This is a genomic window from Companilactobacillus sp. HBUAS56275 (genome assembly GCF_036913655.1).
GTDB classification, from domain to species: Bacteria; Bacillota; Bacilli; order Lactobacillales; family Lactobacillaceae; genus Companilactobacillus; species Companilactobacillus pullicola.
The window spans coordinates 64,920-84,001 of the sequence record NZ_JAYKKK010000002.1; the positions used below are offsets into that span (position 1 = coordinate 64,920).

18 protein-coding genes are annotated in these 19,082 nt (G+C 36.0%); 8 read left to right on the forward strand and 10 right to left on the reverse strand.

Annotated elements, in window-relative coordinates:
* Positions 1-274 precede the first annotated feature (274 nt).
* Genes cydC through U8526_RS03955 form a run of 4 tightly spaced genes read right to left on the reverse strand, consistent with a single transcriptional unit; the run spans position 275 to position 6,196 of the window.
* A complete protein-coding gene (cydC, locus tag U8526_RS03940; protein ID WP_334340667.1) occupies positions 275-2,014 on the reverse strand; it encodes a thiol reductant ABC exporter subunit CydC in 1,740 nt (579 codons plus the stop codon).
* On the reverse strand, positions 2,011-3,744 hold the full coding sequence (cydD, locus tag U8526_RS03945; protein ID WP_334340668.1) for a thiol reductant ABC exporter subunit CydD: 1,734 nt from the start codon (positions 3,742-3,744) through the stop codon (positions 2,011-2,013). Before cydD ends, cydC begins: the two co-directional genes overlap by 4 nt.
* Positions 3,744-4,757 (reverse strand): cytochrome d ubiquinol oxidase subunit II, encoded by a 1,014-nt coding sequence (gene cydB, locus U8526_RS03950; RefSeq protein WP_334340669.1) that lies wholly within the window; start codon positions 4,755-4,757, stop codon positions 3,744-3,746. The genes cydD and cydB overlap by 1 nt, the downstream gene beginning before the upstream one ends.
* Positions 4,754-6,196: a cytochrome ubiquinol oxidase subunit I gene (locus U8526_RS03955; RefSeq protein WP_334340670.1), complete on the reverse strand. Its 1,443-nt coding sequence runs from the start codon at positions 6,194-6,196 to the stop codon at positions 4,754-4,756. The genes cydB and U8526_RS03955 overlap by 4 nt, the downstream gene beginning before the upstream one ends.
* 377 nt (positions 6,197-6,573) lie before the next feature.
* On the opposite strand from U8526_RS03955, the gene U8526_RS03960 reads away from it, so the two are divergent.
* Complete coding sequence (locus U8526_RS03960; protein WP_334340671.1) at positions 6,574-7,098, forward strand: helix-turn-helix domain-containing protein; 525 nt, start codon at positions 6,574-6,576, stop codon at positions 7,096-7,098.
* Between the two features lie 45 nt (positions 7,099-7,143).
* Here the strand turns inward: U8526_RS03960 and U8526_RS03965 are convergent, their stop codons facing one another.
* Positions 7,144-8,040 (reverse strand): LysR family transcriptional regulator, encoded by an 897-nt coding sequence (locus U8526_RS03965; protein ID WP_334340672.1) that lies wholly within the window; start codon positions 8,038-8,040, stop codon positions 7,144-7,146.
* A 120-nt stretch (positions 8,041-8,160) separates the two neighbouring features.
* On the opposite strand from U8526_RS03965, the gene U8526_RS03970 reads away from it, so the two are divergent.
* Positions 8,161-8,889, forward strand: coding sequence for a DUF554 domain-containing protein (locus U8526_RS03970; protein WP_334340673.1), 729 nt, complete (start codon positions 8,161-8,163; stop codon positions 8,887-8,889).
* Between the two features lie 34 nt (positions 8,890-8,923).
* Here the strand turns inward: U8526_RS03970 and U8526_RS03975 are convergent, their stop codons facing one another.
* Both U8526_RS03975 and thiD read right to left on the reverse strand, forming a co-directional pair.
* Entirely contained in the window at positions 8,924-9,970 is a 1,047-nt protein-coding gene (locus U8526_RS03975) for a hypothetical protein (RefSeq protein ID WP_334340674.1), read from the reverse strand.
* Between the two features lie 29 nt (positions 9,971-9,999).
* Entirely contained in the window at positions 10,000-10,809 is an 810-nt protein-coding gene (gene thiD, locus U8526_RS03980) for a bifunctional hydroxymethylpyrimidine kinase/phosphomethylpyrimidine kinase (protein ID WP_334340675.1), read from the reverse strand.
* A 135-nt stretch (positions 10,810-10,944) separates the two neighbouring features.
* Between thiD and U8526_RS03985 the strand changes: the two genes are divergently transcribed.
* Positions 10,945-11,703, forward strand: coding sequence for a MerR family transcriptional regulator (locus tag U8526_RS03985; protein WP_334340676.1), 759 nt, complete (start codon positions 10,945-10,947; stop codon positions 11,701-11,703).
* 59 nt (positions 11,704-11,762) lie between these two features.
* On the opposite strand, the gene U8526_RS03990 is transcribed toward U8526_RS03985, so the two are convergent.
* Complete coding sequence (locus U8526_RS03990) at positions 11,763-12,473, reverse strand: DUF975 family protein (protein WP_334340677.1); 711 nt, start codon at positions 12,471-12,473, stop codon at positions 11,763-11,765.
* Positions 12,474-12,612: 139 nt separating this feature from the next.
* On the opposite strand from U8526_RS03990, the gene proC reads away from it, so the two are divergent.
* A complete protein-coding gene (gene proC, locus U8526_RS03995) occupies positions 12,613-13,377 on the forward strand; it encodes a pyrroline-5-carboxylate reductase (RefSeq protein WP_334340678.1) in 765 nt (254 codons plus the stop codon).
* Between the two features lie 139 nt (positions 13,378-13,516).
* The gene (locus tag U8526_RS04000; RefSeq protein WP_442886191.1) at positions 13,517-14,107 is read left to right on the forward strand and encodes an ECF transporter S component; all 591 of its coding nucleotides are present in this window, start codon (positions 13,517-13,519) and stop codon (positions 14,105-14,107) included.
* Between the two features lie 329 nt (positions 14,108-14,436).
* Here U8526_RS04000 and U8526_RS04005 read toward each other — a convergent pair whose 3' ends face one another.
* Positions 14,437-15,111: a type 1 glutamine amidotransferase gene (locus tag U8526_RS04005; RefSeq protein ID WP_334340679.1), complete on the reverse strand. Its 675-nt coding sequence runs from the start codon at positions 15,109-15,111 to the stop codon at positions 14,437-14,439.
* Positions 15,112-15,183: 72 nt separating this feature from the next.
* Between U8526_RS04005 and U8526_RS04010 the strand changes: the two genes are divergently transcribed.
* Positions 15,184-16,512: a C1 family peptidase gene (locus U8526_RS04010; RefSeq protein ID WP_334340680.1), complete on the forward strand. Its 1,329-nt coding sequence runs from the start codon at positions 15,184-15,186 to the stop codon at positions 16,510-16,512.
* Positions 16,513-16,846: 334 nt separating this feature from the next.
* Here the strand turns inward: U8526_RS04010 and U8526_RS04015 are convergent, their stop codons facing one another.
* The gene (locus tag U8526_RS04015; RefSeq protein WP_334341132.1) at positions 16,847-17,527 is read right to left on the reverse strand and encodes an EAL domain-containing protein; all 681 of its coding nucleotides are present in this window, start codon (positions 17,525-17,527) and stop codon (positions 16,847-16,849) included.
* 168 nt (positions 17,528-17,695) lie between these two features.
* Here U8526_RS04015 and U8526_RS04020 point away from each other — a divergent pair, with 168 nt between their 5' ends.
* Both U8526_RS04020 and U8526_RS04025 read left to right on the forward strand, forming a co-directional pair.
* A complete protein-coding gene (locus U8526_RS04020) occupies positions 17,696-18,430 on the forward strand; it encodes a MerR family transcriptional regulator (protein WP_334340681.1) in 735 nt (244 codons plus the stop codon).
* Between the two features lie 123 nt (positions 18,431-18,553).
* Complete coding sequence (locus U8526_RS04025) at positions 18,554-19,009, forward strand: CopY/TcrY family copper transport repressor (protein WP_334340682.1); 456 nt, start codon at positions 18,554-18,556, stop codon at positions 19,007-19,009.
* The last annotated feature ends 73 nt before the right edge of the window (positions 19,010-19,082 follow it).

Consider the following 19,082-nt stretch of genomic DNA (forward strand, 5'->3'; position numbering starts at 1 on the left):
AAACTAATTATTTTACACTTCGTGTAAAATAATGGATTTCCAAAGTCGGCCTCATTGTAACCGGCAAAGCCGGTAACAATGATCTCATAGCTGAACGCATTCCCAATTTTTGCTCCGGACTAAATAGAGCTCTGATTGTTTGGTTGAAGATAAATTGATTTTAGTTCATTATTTTTCATTCAAAAAATAAAAAAAGGTGTTCATATCAGCCATTGATCTAGCCAATATGAACACCTTTTTAGTATTCTTAAATATTTTTGTAGCGTTATAACGATTATAATCCCTGATCCATTTGATAAAGTTCACGGAAATGTTGATTATTTTTATAGAGATCGGTTGGCGAGCCTTGCATCTCAATCTCCTTACTATTGATAAAGACAATTTGATCAACATGATTAACACCTTGTAAGTGGTGTGTTACCCAGATAATAGTTTTGTCGGCTAGTACGTCGAAAATGGTCTTTAATAAATCATTTTCAGTGATTGGATCTAGTCCAACGGTTGGTTCATCTAGCAAAACAATAGGAGCGTCTTGTAATAGGATACGTGCTAAGGCAATTCTTTCTTGTTCACCACCGGAGAAGTGGGAGCCATTTTCACCAACGATTGTATTGTATTTATCTGGTAAGGATTCAACTAAATCTTTTAGTCCTACACGTTCTAGGGCTTTTTTAACTTCAGCATCGGAACGGTTCTCATTTCCTAAACGAACGTTGTTCATCAAAGTAGTATTGAACAAAAATGGTTTTTGATTAAGAACAGAGAAAATCTTTTCTCGATTCTTTTGAACTTTATTAACGTCTATTCCGTTAAGAGTGATATGTCCTTTTTGTGGGGATAGATCGCCAAGAATCAATTGTAAAATGGTTGTTTTTCCGATGCCACTAGGTCCTAACAGAGCTAGCTTTTCTCCACGAGTGATTGTTTGTGAAAAGTTTTTGATCAGAATTGGCGAATCGGTATCGTATTCAAAATTTACATTGTCTAACTGCAATTCTTGAAAGTCTTCTGGATTCAAGTTTACTTGTTCAGGTAGATTATTCTTGATGGGTTTAAGCGTATTTAGACGGACAATGGAGTCTTTATACAGAGGCCACTCTTCGAATCCTTGGCTGACCGGAATAATAGCATCTGACAGTGGGAAAATGGCTAGAACAACGGCCGAAACAAAGTTAGCTTGTTCTTGGTTGTTAGTCATTGTCAGATTAGTAAAGATCAAGAAGCAAATAGCTAAAGCGACAAAGAATAACTGCAAAGCAAAATCACGATTACGTCTGAAAGCTTTGGATTTATTCTTGGATTTGTCTAAGTCGCCGATATTTTTAGCGGTTAGATTTTGAAAATCATTTTTACGGCCAGAAATAATCCAATCATCAACGCCCATGATGTTGTCAGTTAATTGAACATAGAGATCACTCTTAACCTGTTTTTGGTAAGCTCTTCTAGCACTTTCAATTGTTACCGAGAATAGTGGAACTAGGAAGACTTCAACAAATAGTAATAAGAAAACGAAGAAACCAAAGGACGGATTAAAAATTCCCAGGGCGACTGAAGCGATGATCGTAACTAAATAAGCGATAACGGAAGGGAAAATAGTTCTTAAATATAAATTTTGTAAATGACTGATATCCTCGGATAATAATCCCATGATATCACCAGTTTTGTGATGTTCATTAAAGAATGAAGCGTCACTTTCGAGGGTCTTGTAAAGTCTGGTTCGCAAATCCGAGGTAACGCGTAGAACCCAATTATGGCTCTTTAATCTTTCAACATATTTGAAGACTGGACGTCCGATACCAAAGGCTCTAGTCAAAAGAATTGGTACATAGATCAAGAGAATGTTGACTGGATGAGTTGCGGCCTTATCAATGGTGTATCCAGAAGTGAACATTAGAGCGGCAGCACAGAAAGAGGTCAGTAATCCTAAAAGTAAGGCAGTAATCAAAAGGCCTTTGTATTGCTTAATGTAAGGTTTGACCCAAGTATCATGTTTGAATGTTTTGAAGAAATTCATAGTTGGTCACCTCGCATATTCTTAATTAGTTGTGAATAGGCACCGTTATGATTACTTAACTCGTCAGGAGTACCTTGTTCAGCAATTGTTCCGTCATCCATAACGACGACATAATCCATTTCTTTGATCCAGTGTAGTCGGTGAGTAGCGAAAATGACTAAGTGATTCTGGAATAATTTTTCCATTGGTTGCTTAAGGGCGTACTCAGTTTCAATATCCAAGTGAGCAGTAGGTTCATCAAAAATTAAAACATGACGATTATTAGCTAAAAAGGCACGAGCCAGCATGATCCGTTGTTGTTGACCACCAGAGATACCACGACCGCCTTCACCAATGAGCGTTTCATAGCCATCATTTAAAGTGGCGATAAACTCGTCCAGACCAGCAGCTGAGGCAGCTTTTTCTATCTCCTCTTGTGAAGCTTCAGGGCGATAAAAAGCAATGTTCTTAGCAATAGAACCGGCAAATAAATATGGATCTTGTGGTAGAAAGGTTAATTTGTTCTGCCAATTAGCTTGTTTGAAATTAGTGACTTCTGCTTGATTTATTTTAATATCGGCCTTTTCAGGAGTGATGAAACCACCAATCGTGCGGATTAAAGTAGTTTTACCGGAACCTGATTTACCGATGACACCGATTTTTTGATAACCGTGTAAGCTTAATTTATCAATATCGAGGCTGACTTCATTCTGACCAGTTCCGTTATATGAAAATTGTAAATTATTGATATCAATTTGTGAGTCCTGATTCCAATCAAAAGCCTTGAGTTCAGTACTTTCGGATTTGCTAGGACGTTCTAAAATTTCAAAAATAGAGTTTAAAGCATTTTTACCATTTAAGGTAGCGTGATAGTCTCCCGAGAAATCGCGTAATGGTAAAAAGTATTCAGGTGCCAAGATCAAAGTAACCAAGGCAGGGAAAAGTGGAAAACTGTTGTTAATCAGTCCTAAGCCTAGGAAGACGGCCAAAATAGCGATACCTAATGTGGTTAGCCAATCGAGGGCGAAAGTTGATAAGATGGCAATTCTAAGGGTATTCATAGTTCGACGACGATATTCGTCACTGACGGTATAAATGTTCTTAGCATAGCGTTTACTTAGACCCAACATTTTTAACGTTGGTAGACCTCTTAAGGCATCTAAAAAGTGATTGGAAAGAATTGTATATTGCTTGTATTGGGAGTCAGCTTTGGCCTGAGCAGCCAGTCCTAAAATAATCATGAACAGAATTACTAGAGGTACGATAATTGTTAGCGTAATTCCCGAAGCAATATTTTGCATATAAATATAGACCAGTAAAACTGGCGGAATGATACACATATTCATCATTTTTGTAAAAATCAATTTGAAGTAGTTTTCGACTAAGTCGATCCCATCAAGAGATGAAGTAACTAAGTTGCCAGTACCCTCATCAGAAATCATTTCAGGTCCGGACTCATAGACCTTCTCAAGTAATTGGGAACGGATATTTTCAGAAGTTTTACTGGCATAGCTTTCAACGATTTTAGTATTAATCAATGTAAAGAGATGTCGCAAAATAAAGGCAATAGCAAACAAGATCATCGGATTAACGATGGTTTGCAAAGCTTTTTGTTCCCACGAATTAACTAGTGCTTCTGCTAAATACTTACCTTGGAATAAAACAACAAATGCTTGCAAGAGAGTTAATCCTGCAAGCATCAATAGAAGTTTTTTTGTTCCTGGTAAGCGAAATAAACGCTTATCAATCATTAATATTTCACCGCATTTTCCCTTGGATTTATTCTCTTTGTAAATAGAGAGTATGACCAGATGAAGTATATAGCCACAATTGGAACCAAGATACATGCGACAATCGTCATAATTGTTAACGTGTATTGTGAGTTAGCGGCATTTTTAATCAATATACTGTGTGCTGGATTTGTAGCAATCATGACACGTGGGAATAGTCCGTTGAATAATAAGACGATGACCATGCTGAGTGATAAACCACTACCAACAAAGCTCCAGCCCTCTCTATCCTTTAGGACTCCATAGTAACCTAATAATGAGAACAAAACAATTAGAGCTGTAATGAGAAGAGATGATCCAAATCTCTTAGTAAAGAAGTCTGTTTGTAGAAATACAAGTACAGCAAAGACAACTTCACCCAAGAAAAGAATTGGATATAGAATTTTATTTAATTTACGAGCACGTTCACGTAATGGTCCTTCGATTCTAAGTCTGATAAAGTTCAAACCATGTACGAGTGAAAGAAGTGTTCCGGCAACACCACCGACAATTGAAAGTAGGTTAACTACTTGGAAAAATGATGGTGTAGCGTTACCTTGAGCATCAATTGGAATACCTTGAACCATGCTCAAAAGGATCATACAGAGGAAGAATGGAGCCATGAGACTTCCACAGAAGAAAGTCCACATCCAAAGATTCTTTTCTGTTTTCGATTCGGCATGCTTGTGGAATTCAAATGATACTCCACGAAGAATCAAGCCAACTAAAACTAAAAGGAACAAGATGTAATAACCAGAGAACAATGATGCATACCACAATGGTAAAGAAGCAAACATTGCACCACCGGCAGTAACTAACCATGTTTCATTACCGTCCCAGTGAGGTCCGATCGTTGACATGATTGCGGCTCTTTCTTCATCGTCTTTGGCAAGGAATCTGGTTGACATTCCGACACCAAAGTCAAAGCCTTCAAGAAAGAGGAAGATTGAAAATAGAAGCCCAATTACGATAAACCAAAGTGTGCTGAGTGTCATTTTCCAAAGGCCTCCTTTGCAAATGGATCAACGTTTTGTTTAGAGTCAACTTCTTCATAGTAGGGACCATGATGAAGGGTACGACGACAGTAAGCAACCATAACGCCACCCAATAGTGTGAAGAGCAAGAAGTAAACAATATTACTGAATAATAGACTAGCCACAGTTGAAGTTGGTGAAACAGCTTGGGCGATTGTGAAGAGACCATAAACGATCCAAGGGTAACGACCAAATTCAGTGATGAACCAACCAGCAGAGTTAGCGATAAATGGAACCCAGATGCAGATTCCTAAGACAACTAACATCCACTTGTGACTCTCGATGGTATCTTTTCTCTTTCTTGAGAAAATCAAACCAACGATCGAAGTTAACATGATCAAAGCGTCAAAGCCGGTCATAACTCTAAAGCTCCAGAAGAGAGTCTTAGGTGGGACATAGTAGTTCATATCCTTGCCAAACTTTTTATCATATTTAGCATGTAATTCTTTGTTGATAGTGTTCATACCTTTAACAGAACCACTGAGTTTGTGGTAAGCCAAGATACTCAAGACACCAGGTACGTCAACTTGAGCGGAAGCTTTATGATTCTTAGCATCAATCAATTCAACAACTGTCCAAGGAGCTGGATCCTTAGTGTCTTTATAGATACCTTCAGTAGCAGCAAATTTCATTGGTTGATCTTTGATGATTTGTTGTGTTTGAAGATCTCCGGCACCGGCAGAAAGAATTGCAAAAATTAAACTAGCCCAAAGGCCAAAACGAAGTGATGTCTTGAAGAAGTGATTTTCATCCTTCTTCTTACGTAGTAGTCCCCAAGCACTCATACCTGTAATAACAACTCCAGCTGTCATAAAGGCAGCCAAGATGACATGTGGAAAGGCTCTCCAGAGTTGAGGGTTACTAATAACAGCCCCGAAGTCAGTCAATTGAATCCGACCGGTAGCATTGTTGATCTTGAATCCTGTAGGAGCTTGCATGAAACTATTAGCAGCCAAGATCCAAATAGCAGAAAGCATGGTACCTATAGAAGTCATCCAAATCATGAATGCATGAACGCCTGGTTTGAAACGATCCCAAGTGAACATCCAAATTCCGATAAAGACTGATTCAATAAAGAAAGCAAGAAGAGCTTCAATAGCAAGTGGAGCACCAAATACATCACCCATGAAACGTGAGTATTCCGACCAATTCATACCGAATTGGAACTCTTGAATAATACCGGTAACTATACCAACGGCAAAACTTAGAAGAAAAATCTTTCCCCAGAACTTTGCCATATCTAAATAAACTTTGTCTTTTTTAACGGCGTAAATTGTTTCCATGATAGCAACTAAAAAGCCCATTCCGATTGAAAATGGAACGAAGAAGAAATGGAATACAGTTGTCATTGCGAACTGAAAACGAGCCAAAGAGACAATGCTTAAACCCATAGTAAGCATGGTAAAAACCTCCTTAGAACATATAATAAAAACCCTAATATATACAGATTTATCATATGATTAATTAATATTATAAGCAACAAAAGTGACTTGTGAAAAAACCGTTTCCATTGTTGAAAACAGTGACATAAATTAAACTTTAACAAGCGATTATTACTTAAATAAAAATCCACATATCGGATAATATCCTAATTAAAATATAGTCCTTTGAAATCGTTTTTATCATCATTATTGGCAAGATTTTTTTACAAAAAAGAAAGTGATTTGGTCAATTACCGTTATAACGATGTGATGAATAAAAAATTTTGGAATTAGAAAGACATTGGATGTATTTTGGGAGCAACAATTGTTAGTTTTGAGGAAAGAAAGGGGAAACAATGGCATTAAATCAAATCTTACGTAAGAAACGCAAAGAATATCAATTTACTCAAGAACAATTGGCGGAGAAATTATTGGTTTCACCAAAAACAGTTTCTAACTGGGAAACAGGTAAAACTTTTCCTGATATTGAGAGCTTGATCAGAATTGCAAAATTGTATCACCTTTCTTTAGATAACCTATTGGTGGAAGGATCTGATGTTGTGAAGGATATTGAAAAAAAGACACGTTTAGCAACTTTAAAAAAGTATGTGTGGTTACCAAGTATTTTGAATATAATTTTGGTACTGGTGGTTTCGCAGCAAAGAATTTTTGGAAAATTATCGAACATAACGACTGGATTAATTCTTGTTAGTATAGTTTTGAATGGGGCCGTTATACTTTATTTTTCTAATGAGGTCAGTAATGAAAAAGATGAGAAGCCTGATTTTAGAAATAAACAGCAAGTAAAGGGCTTGCTTGTCTTTGCCATTTTATTCATCGCATCGGTAATTGCCGGATACATAATGAAATATGGAATTTAAAAAGAGGTGTTCATATTGATTATCAGTCAATTATGGACATCTCTTTTATTTTTTATCTATAAATGTTTTGCTAGCATCAATAGCGAACTTCCAAAATAACTCAACTATTTTGGAGGTATTATCATGTTGCTTCATAAATACTAGCTGGCTGTTGATTTTTGGTACGAGTGGGACGACTTTAATGTTGTCAAAGCCGGTGAGATCAAACGACTTATTCATTACTATTGAAATTCCAGTACCTTGGTTAAGCATCTCAAGAATTAAATCAATTCTTTGGCCGTTGTAAGTAACACGTGGTTGTAATTGCATGCTTTGAAAGGTCGAATAGAGAGGATTGCTCTTACTTATCGTGTTACTCAATAGTAATAAGGATTCTTTCTTGAGCATATCGGGAGTGACATAATCTCGGTTTGCTAAATGATTACTTTTGGGTACTAACACAACGAATCTGTCAGTTTCATTGACGATTACATCATAAGAAGGAAAATCATTATCAAAGATTCTTGTGAATACTATATCCACATTTTTTTGATCGAGTGAATGTTCTAGTTTATCAACATTTTCTTCACTAAATTGTAATCTTATTTTAGGGTAGCATTTTGCAAAAGCCGTTATGATATGAAAGGCTTCGTATTGGGATAAGGAAGGCAATCCTTGAATAACTAAAGGACGTTCTTCTAACCAAGCCTCATCGGCTATTAGTTGATTCAATTCAGCTTCTTTTTCTAAGACGTCTTTTACTTTAGGCAGGATTAATTTTCCGACTCTAGTTAACTTGATTTGACGATGGGCCCGAACAAATAATTGAACTTTCCAGCTTTTTTCCAATTCCATAATATATTTTGAAATTGTTGATTGTGATAAAAACATTCTTTGAGCTGTTAGACTATAATTTTGCGTCTTTGCTAGGTCTAGAAAAACTGCTAATTTTTTAGTGTCCACCGTATACTCCTAACTATTATTATTCTGAATAGTTTAACACTAAAACAGAATTGTTCTTTATCTTACCAGTTACTAGACTTTTACTTGTGAGTAATTTTATTCAATACAAGGAGTCTTTTTATGCCAATTGGAATTATAACGAATGTATGTGCCATTCTTTTCGGTGGAATTGTTGGTGCACTTGGCGGTGAAGTAATGTCCGATAACTTCAAAGAAGGTCTTAATATGACTTTCAGTATCTGTTCTATCTGTATGGGAATCTACGCTATTGCTCCCATGAAAAATTTAGCTGCGTTTGTTTTTGCTGTAATACTTGGAACCAGTCTTGGAATTATTCTTCATGTAGGAAAAGCCATTAACCGCGGTGCCAAAGATATGCAGCATTTTATTTCGAAATTTATTAAAGCACCATCTAAAATGGATGAGCAAGCTTTTGAAACCACGTTAGTGACCGTGATCGTACTTTTTTGTGCTAGTGGGACTGGAATTTACGGCACGCTTACTGAGGGTATTAATGGCGATGCAACAATCTTAATATCAAAATCAATACTCGATTTTTTTGCTGCAGTCATCTTTGGCGCTAATCTGGGGGCAGTTGTTTCACTGATTGCCGTCCCACAAATTGTTATTTTAATGATAATATTTTCTCTTGCTAACTTTATCGTTCCTTTAACGACACCAAATATGATTCTTGATTTTAAGGCGGCTGGTGGCGTTTTAATGTTAGCTAGTGGTTTTAGAATTACAAAAATAAAAATGTTTCCGACTGCGGATATGATTCCTATCATGGTTGTTATCATGCCAATTTCGTGGTTATGGACTAATATGTTATTACCGTTAATACATTAAAAAACACCAATTCTATATTCAGAATTGGTGTTTTTTAATTGTGACGATTGCTACGACTTCTTGAACCAACGTTGCCATTATTCTCTGGTCTTTGACCATAAGGATTTTGTGGTTGACCTAATTGCTGTTGTGGATTGGAATTTTGGTTTTGACCCTGATTCCCGTATCTCTGTTGCAAAGTAGGTCTAGGTTGATTGAAGTTTTGATTATTTTGTGGAGCAGAATTTTGACCATTGAATTGACGATTGCCATTCATTGGCTGTTGATTTGGAGTTTGTCCAAAATTATTTTGTGGTTGTTGGAAATTGCCACGACCATTTTGATTCATTGGTCTATTAGGCATTTGACTATTATTCATTGGTTGATTTGGAAATTGTTGTTGATTGTTATAACCGTTACCCATTGGTTGTTGTTGATTGTAACGACCATTGAAATTACCATTTGGATTTTGGTTCATTTGATTTGGAGCTTGCGGACCGTATCCTGGTTGATTCATAGGTTGTTGGTTATATTGTCCTTGATATTGATTAGGATTAGGTTGTTGATTAAAGTTTTGATTATTTTGACCTTGATAAGGATTATAACCATAGTTTTGTTGATTAAAATTGTTCGGTTGTGCATTATATTGCCCTTGGTTCATTTGATTCATAGGATTCTGATCATATGGATTATTTCCATATTGATTCTGATTGTCCTCAGGTTCATCTTCAGGTATTGGATGAATGATCGTATCGACGATAACGATGATCAAATCAATAGCACCAATAATAATACCAACCCAAGCCCAAATTTTTAGAAAACCTGCACCAGGCATGTTGGCATTGAAGAGTCCCATAAGTCCACCCAGAATTAAGATGATGAAACCTACGATATCAGGAACCATACTATAAGTACGGTTAGTTAGGATATAGATTGCAGCCGAGATAATATAAGTTATTGCCATAAGAATACCAGCAGCACCACCAATGGCACCTGTACCAACTAGAGCGGCAATAAAGCCTTCAAATCCGGACTTAACCATTAGGATAATAGATAGTATAAGCAATAAAATACCGGCAGAAATTTTTGTTATTCTTACCATAAAGAAACCTCCGATTTTACTAACAAATACTATTGTATCTCATCCTTTATAAAATGGTTAATAGGACCATATTTATGTCCGACATCAATTTCATTCTTGATAGCATTGTAAGTAAATGTTTTAGCGATTCTAATGGCATCTTCCATGCTCTTGCCCTTAGCAAGTTCAGCTACGATACATGATGACAATGTGTCACCAGTTCCGTTAACATGATCAGTTTTTACAAAGGGTTCAGAGATCCAGAAAGATTCGCCATCTTCTAGTAGAACATAGTCTTCAACTTCACTGATGGAGTCGTCACTATGTTCACCCTTTATCATAATATTTTTTGGACCTAAATTGCGTAATTTATGCGCAGCCTTAACAATTTCTTCTTTATTGTTTAGTTCTAACCCAGAAAGTTTTTGAGCCTCGTAAAAATTAGGCGTGATCAAGTCAGCCAATGGGAACAATTCATCGATCAAAGTTTGATAAGCTTCAGTTTCTAGAAGCATGGCACCATGCTTAGTAATGATGACAGGATCAAGAACAAAGTAGCCAAAAGGTTTGTCCTTAATAGCTTCTGCAATGGTATGAATAATTTCGGAATCAGAGAGCATTCCGGTTTTGAAAGCAGAAACTTTAAAATCGTCTTTGATATCTTTGATTTCACTGTTGATAAATGAAGCTGGCATGTTGATACTGTCATGAATACCGTAAGAATTACCAGCAACGGCTGCAGTTAAAACTGACATACCGTAAACTCCACGAGACATAAATGTCTTTAAATCAGCTTGTGCGCCGGCACTCCCATCAGAATCAGAACCAGCAATAGTTAGTACTTGAATAAACTTATTCAATTTTAGTCACCCACCCATTCATTGTTTCCTTTATAGTAACAGAAAACCCTGAATTTATGAGGAAGAATTAGCATATTTTACTTGACCTTAACGTTGCGTAATCCTTTAGAATCAAAATTGTTAGGAGATCAATTTATGAAATATACAATAAAAAAATTAGCGGATTTGGCTGGAGTTAGTACGCGTACACTAAGATATTATGATCAAATTGGCTTGTTGAAACCGAGTGAAATTAATGATAGTAATTATAGAATTTATAATGAAAAAAACGTAAATAAATTGCAACAAATCATGTTTTATCGAGCTTTAGATTTTCCGTTAAATCGAATCAAACAATTGGTCAATGATCCTGGTATATCTCGTTTAGAGGCATTAAAAGAGCAACAAAGATTGTTAAAAATCAAACGGGATGAACTCGATGGTCTTCTAACAAACATTGATGTAACAATTAAGGATTTTCAAGGAGAAATAAAGATGACAGATAGTGAGAAATTCCAAGCTTTTAAACAAGAAAAATTAGAAGAAAATGAACGTAAATTTGGACAAGAAATTCGTGAAAATTATGGTGAAAGAACTGTCCGTGATGCAAACAATAAATTTGCCAACTTAACTGAAGAGAAGTATCAAGAAATGAATGATTTGGAAGCACAATTGATTCAAAACTTAGTAGAATTAAAAAAACATCCTGATTTAGATTCAGATTTAGCGAGAACAATATTTGAAGAACACAAGCAGTGGTTAACTTATACTTGGTCTAAATATGATAAAAATATGCATCGTGGTTTGGCAGATATGTATTTGCAAGATGAGCGCTTTGCCAAATATTATGATGATAAGGCTAAGACAAAGGTAGTAAAACTTTTGAGAGACGTGATTTATCAATATACTAAATAATATATAACGCCGTTACAAAAAAGGAGCGAATCATTTACTGATTTGCTCCTTTTATATTTCTAAGCGTTATTAGCTTCTTTTTTATCAACTAAATCTTGATAGAAATTAGCCATAGTCAATTTGTAGTATGGATAGATCCAGATGAACCCAATTCCTAAAGTAATACTACCAAGAATCCACCAACCAATAAAACTCAATTGTAGTACGAAATAACGGCCTTTATTGCCAACCATCAATTCACGACTACGAGTAATGTAATCAGTTAAAGAGTAGTTATCAGCTTCACCACGATCGTTAAGATCTTTGTATACGAAGTAGGTTTGAGAATAAGCCATCAATTTGATGATTCCAGGTACAACTAGTAACAACATCCAGAGGAATGAGAAAATTCCCATAATGATGTAGATTAAAATTAATTTCCACCAATCAGGACTACGGAAATAAGTAAAGTTGCTCTTGAAAGGTTCAAAATCTAATTTTGGATCCTCAATCCAATCAAGTCCTCTAAATGATGCAGACAGTGTAACTAGTAGGATGATTAAGCTGACGATGTAAGAAATCAAGCCAGATGATAATAAGTTCGAGAAAATATTTCCGTTTCCATAAACAGCATCTTTCATGGCGTCAGTCGAATTGGAACGGTTCACGTTAATATTAATGATCATTACAATTACAGGGATCAAATAAAGTTGAATAGCTTTGCCCCAATTTCCCCGTAAGAGTGATTTTACTTCTGTTTTTAATTCAAGCCTTGATTTATAACCTTGCATAATATTAATTCCCTCCTAAAAAATTAATCATACATTAATTATGAAAATTTCGAAACTAATTAAGAATGGATATTGTTACTATTATAAATTGATTTTCGTTTATAATGAAAACAATAGACCTACAAAGGAGAAGATTTTTATGATTGGATTTATCGGAGCTGGTAGTATCGGTGGAGCCGTTATAACGGGTTTAATCAAAAATGGCTTTAACGCAGATGAAATAATTGTTAAGGGTGGTCATTCTAATCATGCAGCACTTTTAGGCGATCAACTTGGATTTAAAGTAGTCAAAAAAGTTAAGCAATTAGAAGACGCCGATGTTATCTTTATTGCAGTTGGTGCCAATGCCTTGGATGGTGTCTTAAAAGAATTAAAAGAGATTGCTGCTGGAAAATTGGTTGTGGCATTTACAGGTAGTGCAACAATCACACATTTGAAGCAAATATTGGGCGATGTTAAAGTGGCACATGCTATTCCTAACACACCAGTTAAAGTTGGAGCTGGTTTCACAGGAATCACTTATTCAAGTGACTTTGAAGATGCTGACAAGAAGAAAGTGGCTTCAATCATGGGTTACACTGGTCAAATTGTTGAAGTTCCTGAGAACCAATTAGGAATTCTTGGTACAGTCGCTGGCTGTTCTCCTGCCTTTTTAGATGTCTTCATCGAAGCTTTGAGTGATGCAGGTGTAAAGCACGGCTTGAATCGTAAATTGGCTTATGATGCTGCAATTGGTATGGCTATTGGAGCAAGTAAATTGGCTAAACAATCAGAATTGAATGTTTCTGCTTTGAAAGATGAAGTTACTTCACCAGGTGGTTCAACAATTCGTGGCGTGGCCGCTTTGGAAGAACATGGTTTTAGAAATGCTGTTATTAAAGCAGTTGACGCAGCAGAAGAATAGGAAAAAACTAAATAAATTTAAAAATAGAGATAGTAATCACACATTGATTATTATCTCTATTTTCTTTTATAGTTATTGTTTTGTTCTTTTATGATTAATCGGGTAAAATTAAGAAAATTGAATTAGGATGTGAAGACAATTGCAAAAAAGAAATGCTTATCGCACAGCAATTTTAGGAATTCTGATGGCGATTATTCTTGTGCAATCAATGGTGCCATTTTTAGGCTTTATTCCAACAGGTTTTATTAATATAACAATTATCCACATTACCGTTATCGTAGCGGCAATTGTGCTTGGACCTAAGAATGGAGCTATCGTTGGATTAGTCTGGGGAATTGGAACAATAATCCGTGCCTTCACCAGTCCAACATCAATTATTGATACAACGGTATTTACCAACCCTGTTGTAGCAGTTTTACCCAGAGTAGCAGTAGGATTGATTGCTGGTTGGATCTACTTGTGGTTTAAAAATCATACAAACAAAAAAGTGCTAGGAATGGCAGTGGCGTCAGGCGTTGGTTCACTAGTTAATACCGGATTGGTTCTAGGATTGATGCGTATGATGTATGCCAGCACAATGGCACAGGCATATGCCACACAAACGGATCTTTTAAATAAATTATTGTTAGTAATTGTAGGAACCAACGGAGTTCCCGAAATGATAGCGGCCATCATTATAGCGCCAGCAATTTCCAGTGCTATTTTGAAGACTAATAAGTTTTTGGATTAGAGAGCGTAACAGGGGCGGTCAGCCCACGAGGATTTGCCTAAGTCTTGGAATCGCACGCGTACTTTGCGGGCAATTTCAAGACTGTAGCAAACCGCAATAGGTTACCCCTGTGTAGCTCGTTTCCACTATAAAAAATAGAACAATGGTTATTTTGTTGAAGAAAAGCCACAATAAAAAAGCAGTGAGAGAACTTTGTAGTTTTCTCACTGCTTTTCTGTATTCTAGTTTTTATAACCATGGTTCTCTGCAATATAGTCAAAATGAGTTCCGTAGGCCAGATTCCAGTACTTAGGCAAATGCTCGGAATCTAAGCGGGCCTGCGCCACTCTCTATTTGGTAACTGCAGCCATGCGTTCTTTATGAGATTGGATAATTTTGTCGGCGATAGCACGAGCAACATTTTCATTCTTCAAAATGGGACCGTGAGAATAACTTCCAATAACGTTCTTGTAACGCATACCTTCTTGCTTTTCATCAGGGTTGTTACCGTAGCCTTCAATCATTGTACCGAAAGGTTTAAGCATCTTTTTATCATCAAAGTAAGTACGGCCACTGTGGTTCTCAAAGGCTCTTACAGTACCCCATTCAGTCTTATATTCTGTATCGCCGATCATACGACTATCGGCCTTGAAAACGGTGTGTAATGGAAGAATATCGAGGCATTGGATAGTTTCACCACCACTTGTTTGGTAATACTTGCCAAGAAATTGATAACCACCACAGATGCAAAGCATAGGTTTGTCGGCTTCGATATAATCTTTAATAGTTTGACGGTGTTTTTGAATATCAGTTGCGACAACTGATTGTTCGAAATCTTGACCACCACCGAAGAATAGGAAATCGTAGTCAAAGGCATTGAAGTCCATATCTAGACTGATGTTATCGACTTGAGTGTCATAACCTTGTTCTTTGAGAAGAAAGCTTAGGATTTTAACATCGCCGCTGTCTCCATATGTATTCATTAAATCTTCGTATAAGTAAGCAATTTTAATAGTATCAGACATAATTTCTCCAATTTTATATTAGAAACATTGTAATTTAGTTAAATAATTGTAATATAGTTTAATAACGAGGTGATGGAATTGACAAAAGAAATCAATAAAGAAATTTTAGCAGATTTTAACAAGAACTTAAATCAAGATGCAAGTAATAATGTTTTGAAGAATGCTGTAGCACAAAACGGTATTTACAAAGCTTCAGAAGATCCAGAGGTAAAAACTAAGTTGAACCCATCATTCAACATTATGGTTAACACCGGAAAAGTCTCCAACCAGAAGCAATCTGGACGTTGTTGGCTATTCTCAGCACTCAATACTTTGAGAACTGAATTTGCTTTGAGAAATAATATGAAAGATTTTGAATTATCTCAAAATTATTTATCATTTTGGGATCGTCTAGAAAAATCTAATGCCTTTTACCAACAAGTTTTAGAAACCGCTGATTTACCAATTGAAGATCGTAAGGTAAATGACTCTTTCAGTAGTCCTAATGGTGATGGTGGTTTCTGGAGTTCTGCCGTTAACTTGATCAACAAGTACGGAGTTGTTCCTAACTATGTAATGCCAGAAACATCTGCTTCTGAAAATACACGAGAATTCGATGCTGTTCTAAATAAATTATTACGTAAAAACGGAATTGAATTGCGTCAATTAGTTAAGGATGGAGCTGCTCAAGCAGATATTGATAAACGCGTCAACGAAATGTTGTCAGAAGTTTATAAAATTTGTGTCTACTCATTCGGCTTGCCACCAAAGAACTTTGAATTGTCATTACAAACAGATAATGACAAGTTAATTGAGGAAGCAAGTATTACACCAAAGGATTTTCTCAAGAACTACTTTACAACTAATGTGAATGATTTTGTAACAATTGAGAATTCTCCACAAAAGAGTAAGAAATATCATCAAGTCTATTCTATCAAGAATGCGAATAACGTTATCGGTGGGGAAGAACATAAATTCTTGAATCTACCAATGGAACGTCTTGAAGAATTAACAATCCAACAATTGAAGAACAATCAACTAGTTTGGTTCGGTAATGATGTTTTGAAACAATCAGATCGCAAGAAAGGCTACTTGTTAGGTGACCTTTATCAATATGACGAACTATTTGGTATTGATAGCCAAATTGAAAAAGGCCTTGCTCTAGATTATGGTGAAGCTGAAGTTTCTCATGCAATGACAATTACTGGAGTTAATTTATTGAACGGACAACCTAATCGTTGGAAAGTCGAAAACTCTTGGGGCGAAGATAACGGCGTTAACGGTTACTACATGATGGACGAAAAGTGGTTCAAAGATAACACCTATGAAGTTATTATCAATAAGAAATACTTAACTGATGAAGAATTGGCCGAGTTCAACCAAGAACCAGTCGTACTACCAGCTTGGGATGCCTTAGCATAAAAATAGAGAGCGAAGCAGGGGCGGTCAGCTCCCGAGGATTAAGACTACTTTCTCAGTCGGCAACGAAGTGCCGGCAGAGAAAGTTGACTTAACCGGAAGGAGTTGCCCCTGCGTAGCTCGTTTCGGATAGAGAGTGGAACAGGCCCGCTTAGATTCTGAGCATTTGCAGGACTTTGCGAATTGACTGCGTAGCAGGCGGTTTGCGAAGTCAGGCAAAGCACAGGAATCTGGCCTGTGGAACTCGTTTCCACTATAAAGCATAGAACAATGGTTATTTAACAATAAATAAAGCAGGTAACAACTCAAAACAAGAGCTGCTACCTGCTATTTTTATCTAAACCAAAGCGGGTTTGCCATAAAGATATCCTTGTTGAATATCGATACCATATTTCTTAGCTAATACCTGATCCTTATAATCTTCGACACCTTCAATTACCATATCTAAACAGTATTTTTCAGCTTGATCGACCCAAAAGGAAAGGTATCTGGGAATTAATTCTGCATGACCACTCATACGAAAATTTTGCATGGCAAACTTGATTCGATCAACATAGGGTAGAGACTTTTTAATATTCTCGTAAGTATTAGACCCAGTTCCTACATCATCGATAACTAAAGAGATATTATTTTGATGGAGTAGGACGCTTAGCTCTTTAACTTTATCTAAAGAAACTGCTTCAGTTAATTCAATAGTGAGAGATACAGGAGCAATTCGTTTTTTTAAAGAGATAATCTCACTAAGTGTGGTTGGATCATTGGCCTGATCACAATTGAGATTGAAGGAAATCATACGATCATCTTTACCAGTGTTTTTTTCCAAAGATTTTACAGTTTTTTCGAGCAGTTGAACTTGTTCTTCAATAGAAAGTTCTGTAAAGTCATCTGGCAAGTGCCAAGAACCATTGTCTTCCCTACGTAAAAGAACCTCATAACCGAAAATTGAATCATTATTTTTATTAATTTGGGGTTGAACAAAAAAACTATATCTCGTAATTCTTTCCTCCTTTATGTATATTTACGCGATGTATTACCTATCGACCTATTTTATGACTCTTTGAAAAATATGGCAATTAATCAGCAATTTAAAAAATATAACGGCGTTACAGAAAGAAAAAAGAAGAAATGCTTGCTAATAACCTTACGTAATAAGGTAAAAAGTAATTACAGAAAGAGGTGATAATCTATGTCAGAATATACAACTGGTGAATTGGCCAAATTAGCATCAGTATCTGTCCGGACACTACAATATTACGATAAAAAAGGTTTATTAAGACCCAGTAAAATCGTGGAAAGTGGTCGGAGAATATATACCGATATAGATTTGAGTAGGTTAAAGCTGATTCTTTTATTAAAAAAGTTAGGTTTGTCGTTAAAAGCAATCGATGAAATTCTTGATAGTAAGAATTCTATTACTGTTTTAAATTTACTCTTAGAACAGCAACAAAAAGCCATTAAAGATACATTGAAAGATTCACGTGAACAATTAAAAACAATAGAAGAGTTGAGAAAAAACCTACCTCAGATCAATCAAGTATCGCTTAAGACAATTGATGACATAGAGGATATTATGAAAAATAAAAAAGAATTGCGTAAAGTTCACTTGAGAATGGTTTTATATGGGATTCCATTCAATATTTTAGAATACGGCACATTAGCTTGGGGAATCATTAAAGGTCAATGGATACCATTTATCGTTGCAATCTTTATTCTGATTATTGTTGCAACATTAGTGACAAGATATTATTTTCATAAGACTAATTATATTTGCCCAAACTGTGGAGCTGAATTTAAGCCACGTATGAAAGATGCCTTCTGGGCCAAACATAACATCAGAGCTCGTAAGTTAACTTGTCCAGTATGCGGTCAAACGAATTACTGTGTTGAAGTTTATGACGATGGGCAACTAAAGAACTCTTAAGAGGATATGGATAGTGCTAGAATTGTCCACAACAAAACCGATTTTTAAGGAAGAAGCCAAAAGTATTCACAAACTAATCAAAGTTATGTTATATAATTAGTTTATCAAGAGAGGAAGATTTTGATGGATACTGTGGCAGTAAAGAAAGAACAGAAAAAAGTTGAAATTTCTTCAGCGGAATGGCAAATTATGCGAATCGTGTGGACTTTAAAACACGTAACTAGTACAGAAATAATCAATTTAATGCAACAAAAACAAGATTGGTCAGACTCAACGATTAAGACGCTAATAACTAGATTGACAAAGAAGCAATTTCTCAGTCGTAAAAAGAAAAATGGGCGTTACATCTATTCAGCAACGGTCTCCGAACAGGACACGATGGATGAATATGCTAACAGTTTGTTCAACGACTTTTGCGCACACAAGACGGGGTCAGTTTTGAATGAATTGATCAATTCGTTAGACATTAGTAAGAGCGATATAGAGTCGTTACAAAAAACGCTGGATACCAAATTAAAAACAGCACCGGAACAGGTAAGTTGTAATTGTTTACCTGATGGGTGCGAGCATATGTGCTAAGGATGAGTTATAATTAAGTTCCTTGGCAGGGGCAAATGAAGTGCCACTTTGAGTACTTCATTGAGTCAAAAAG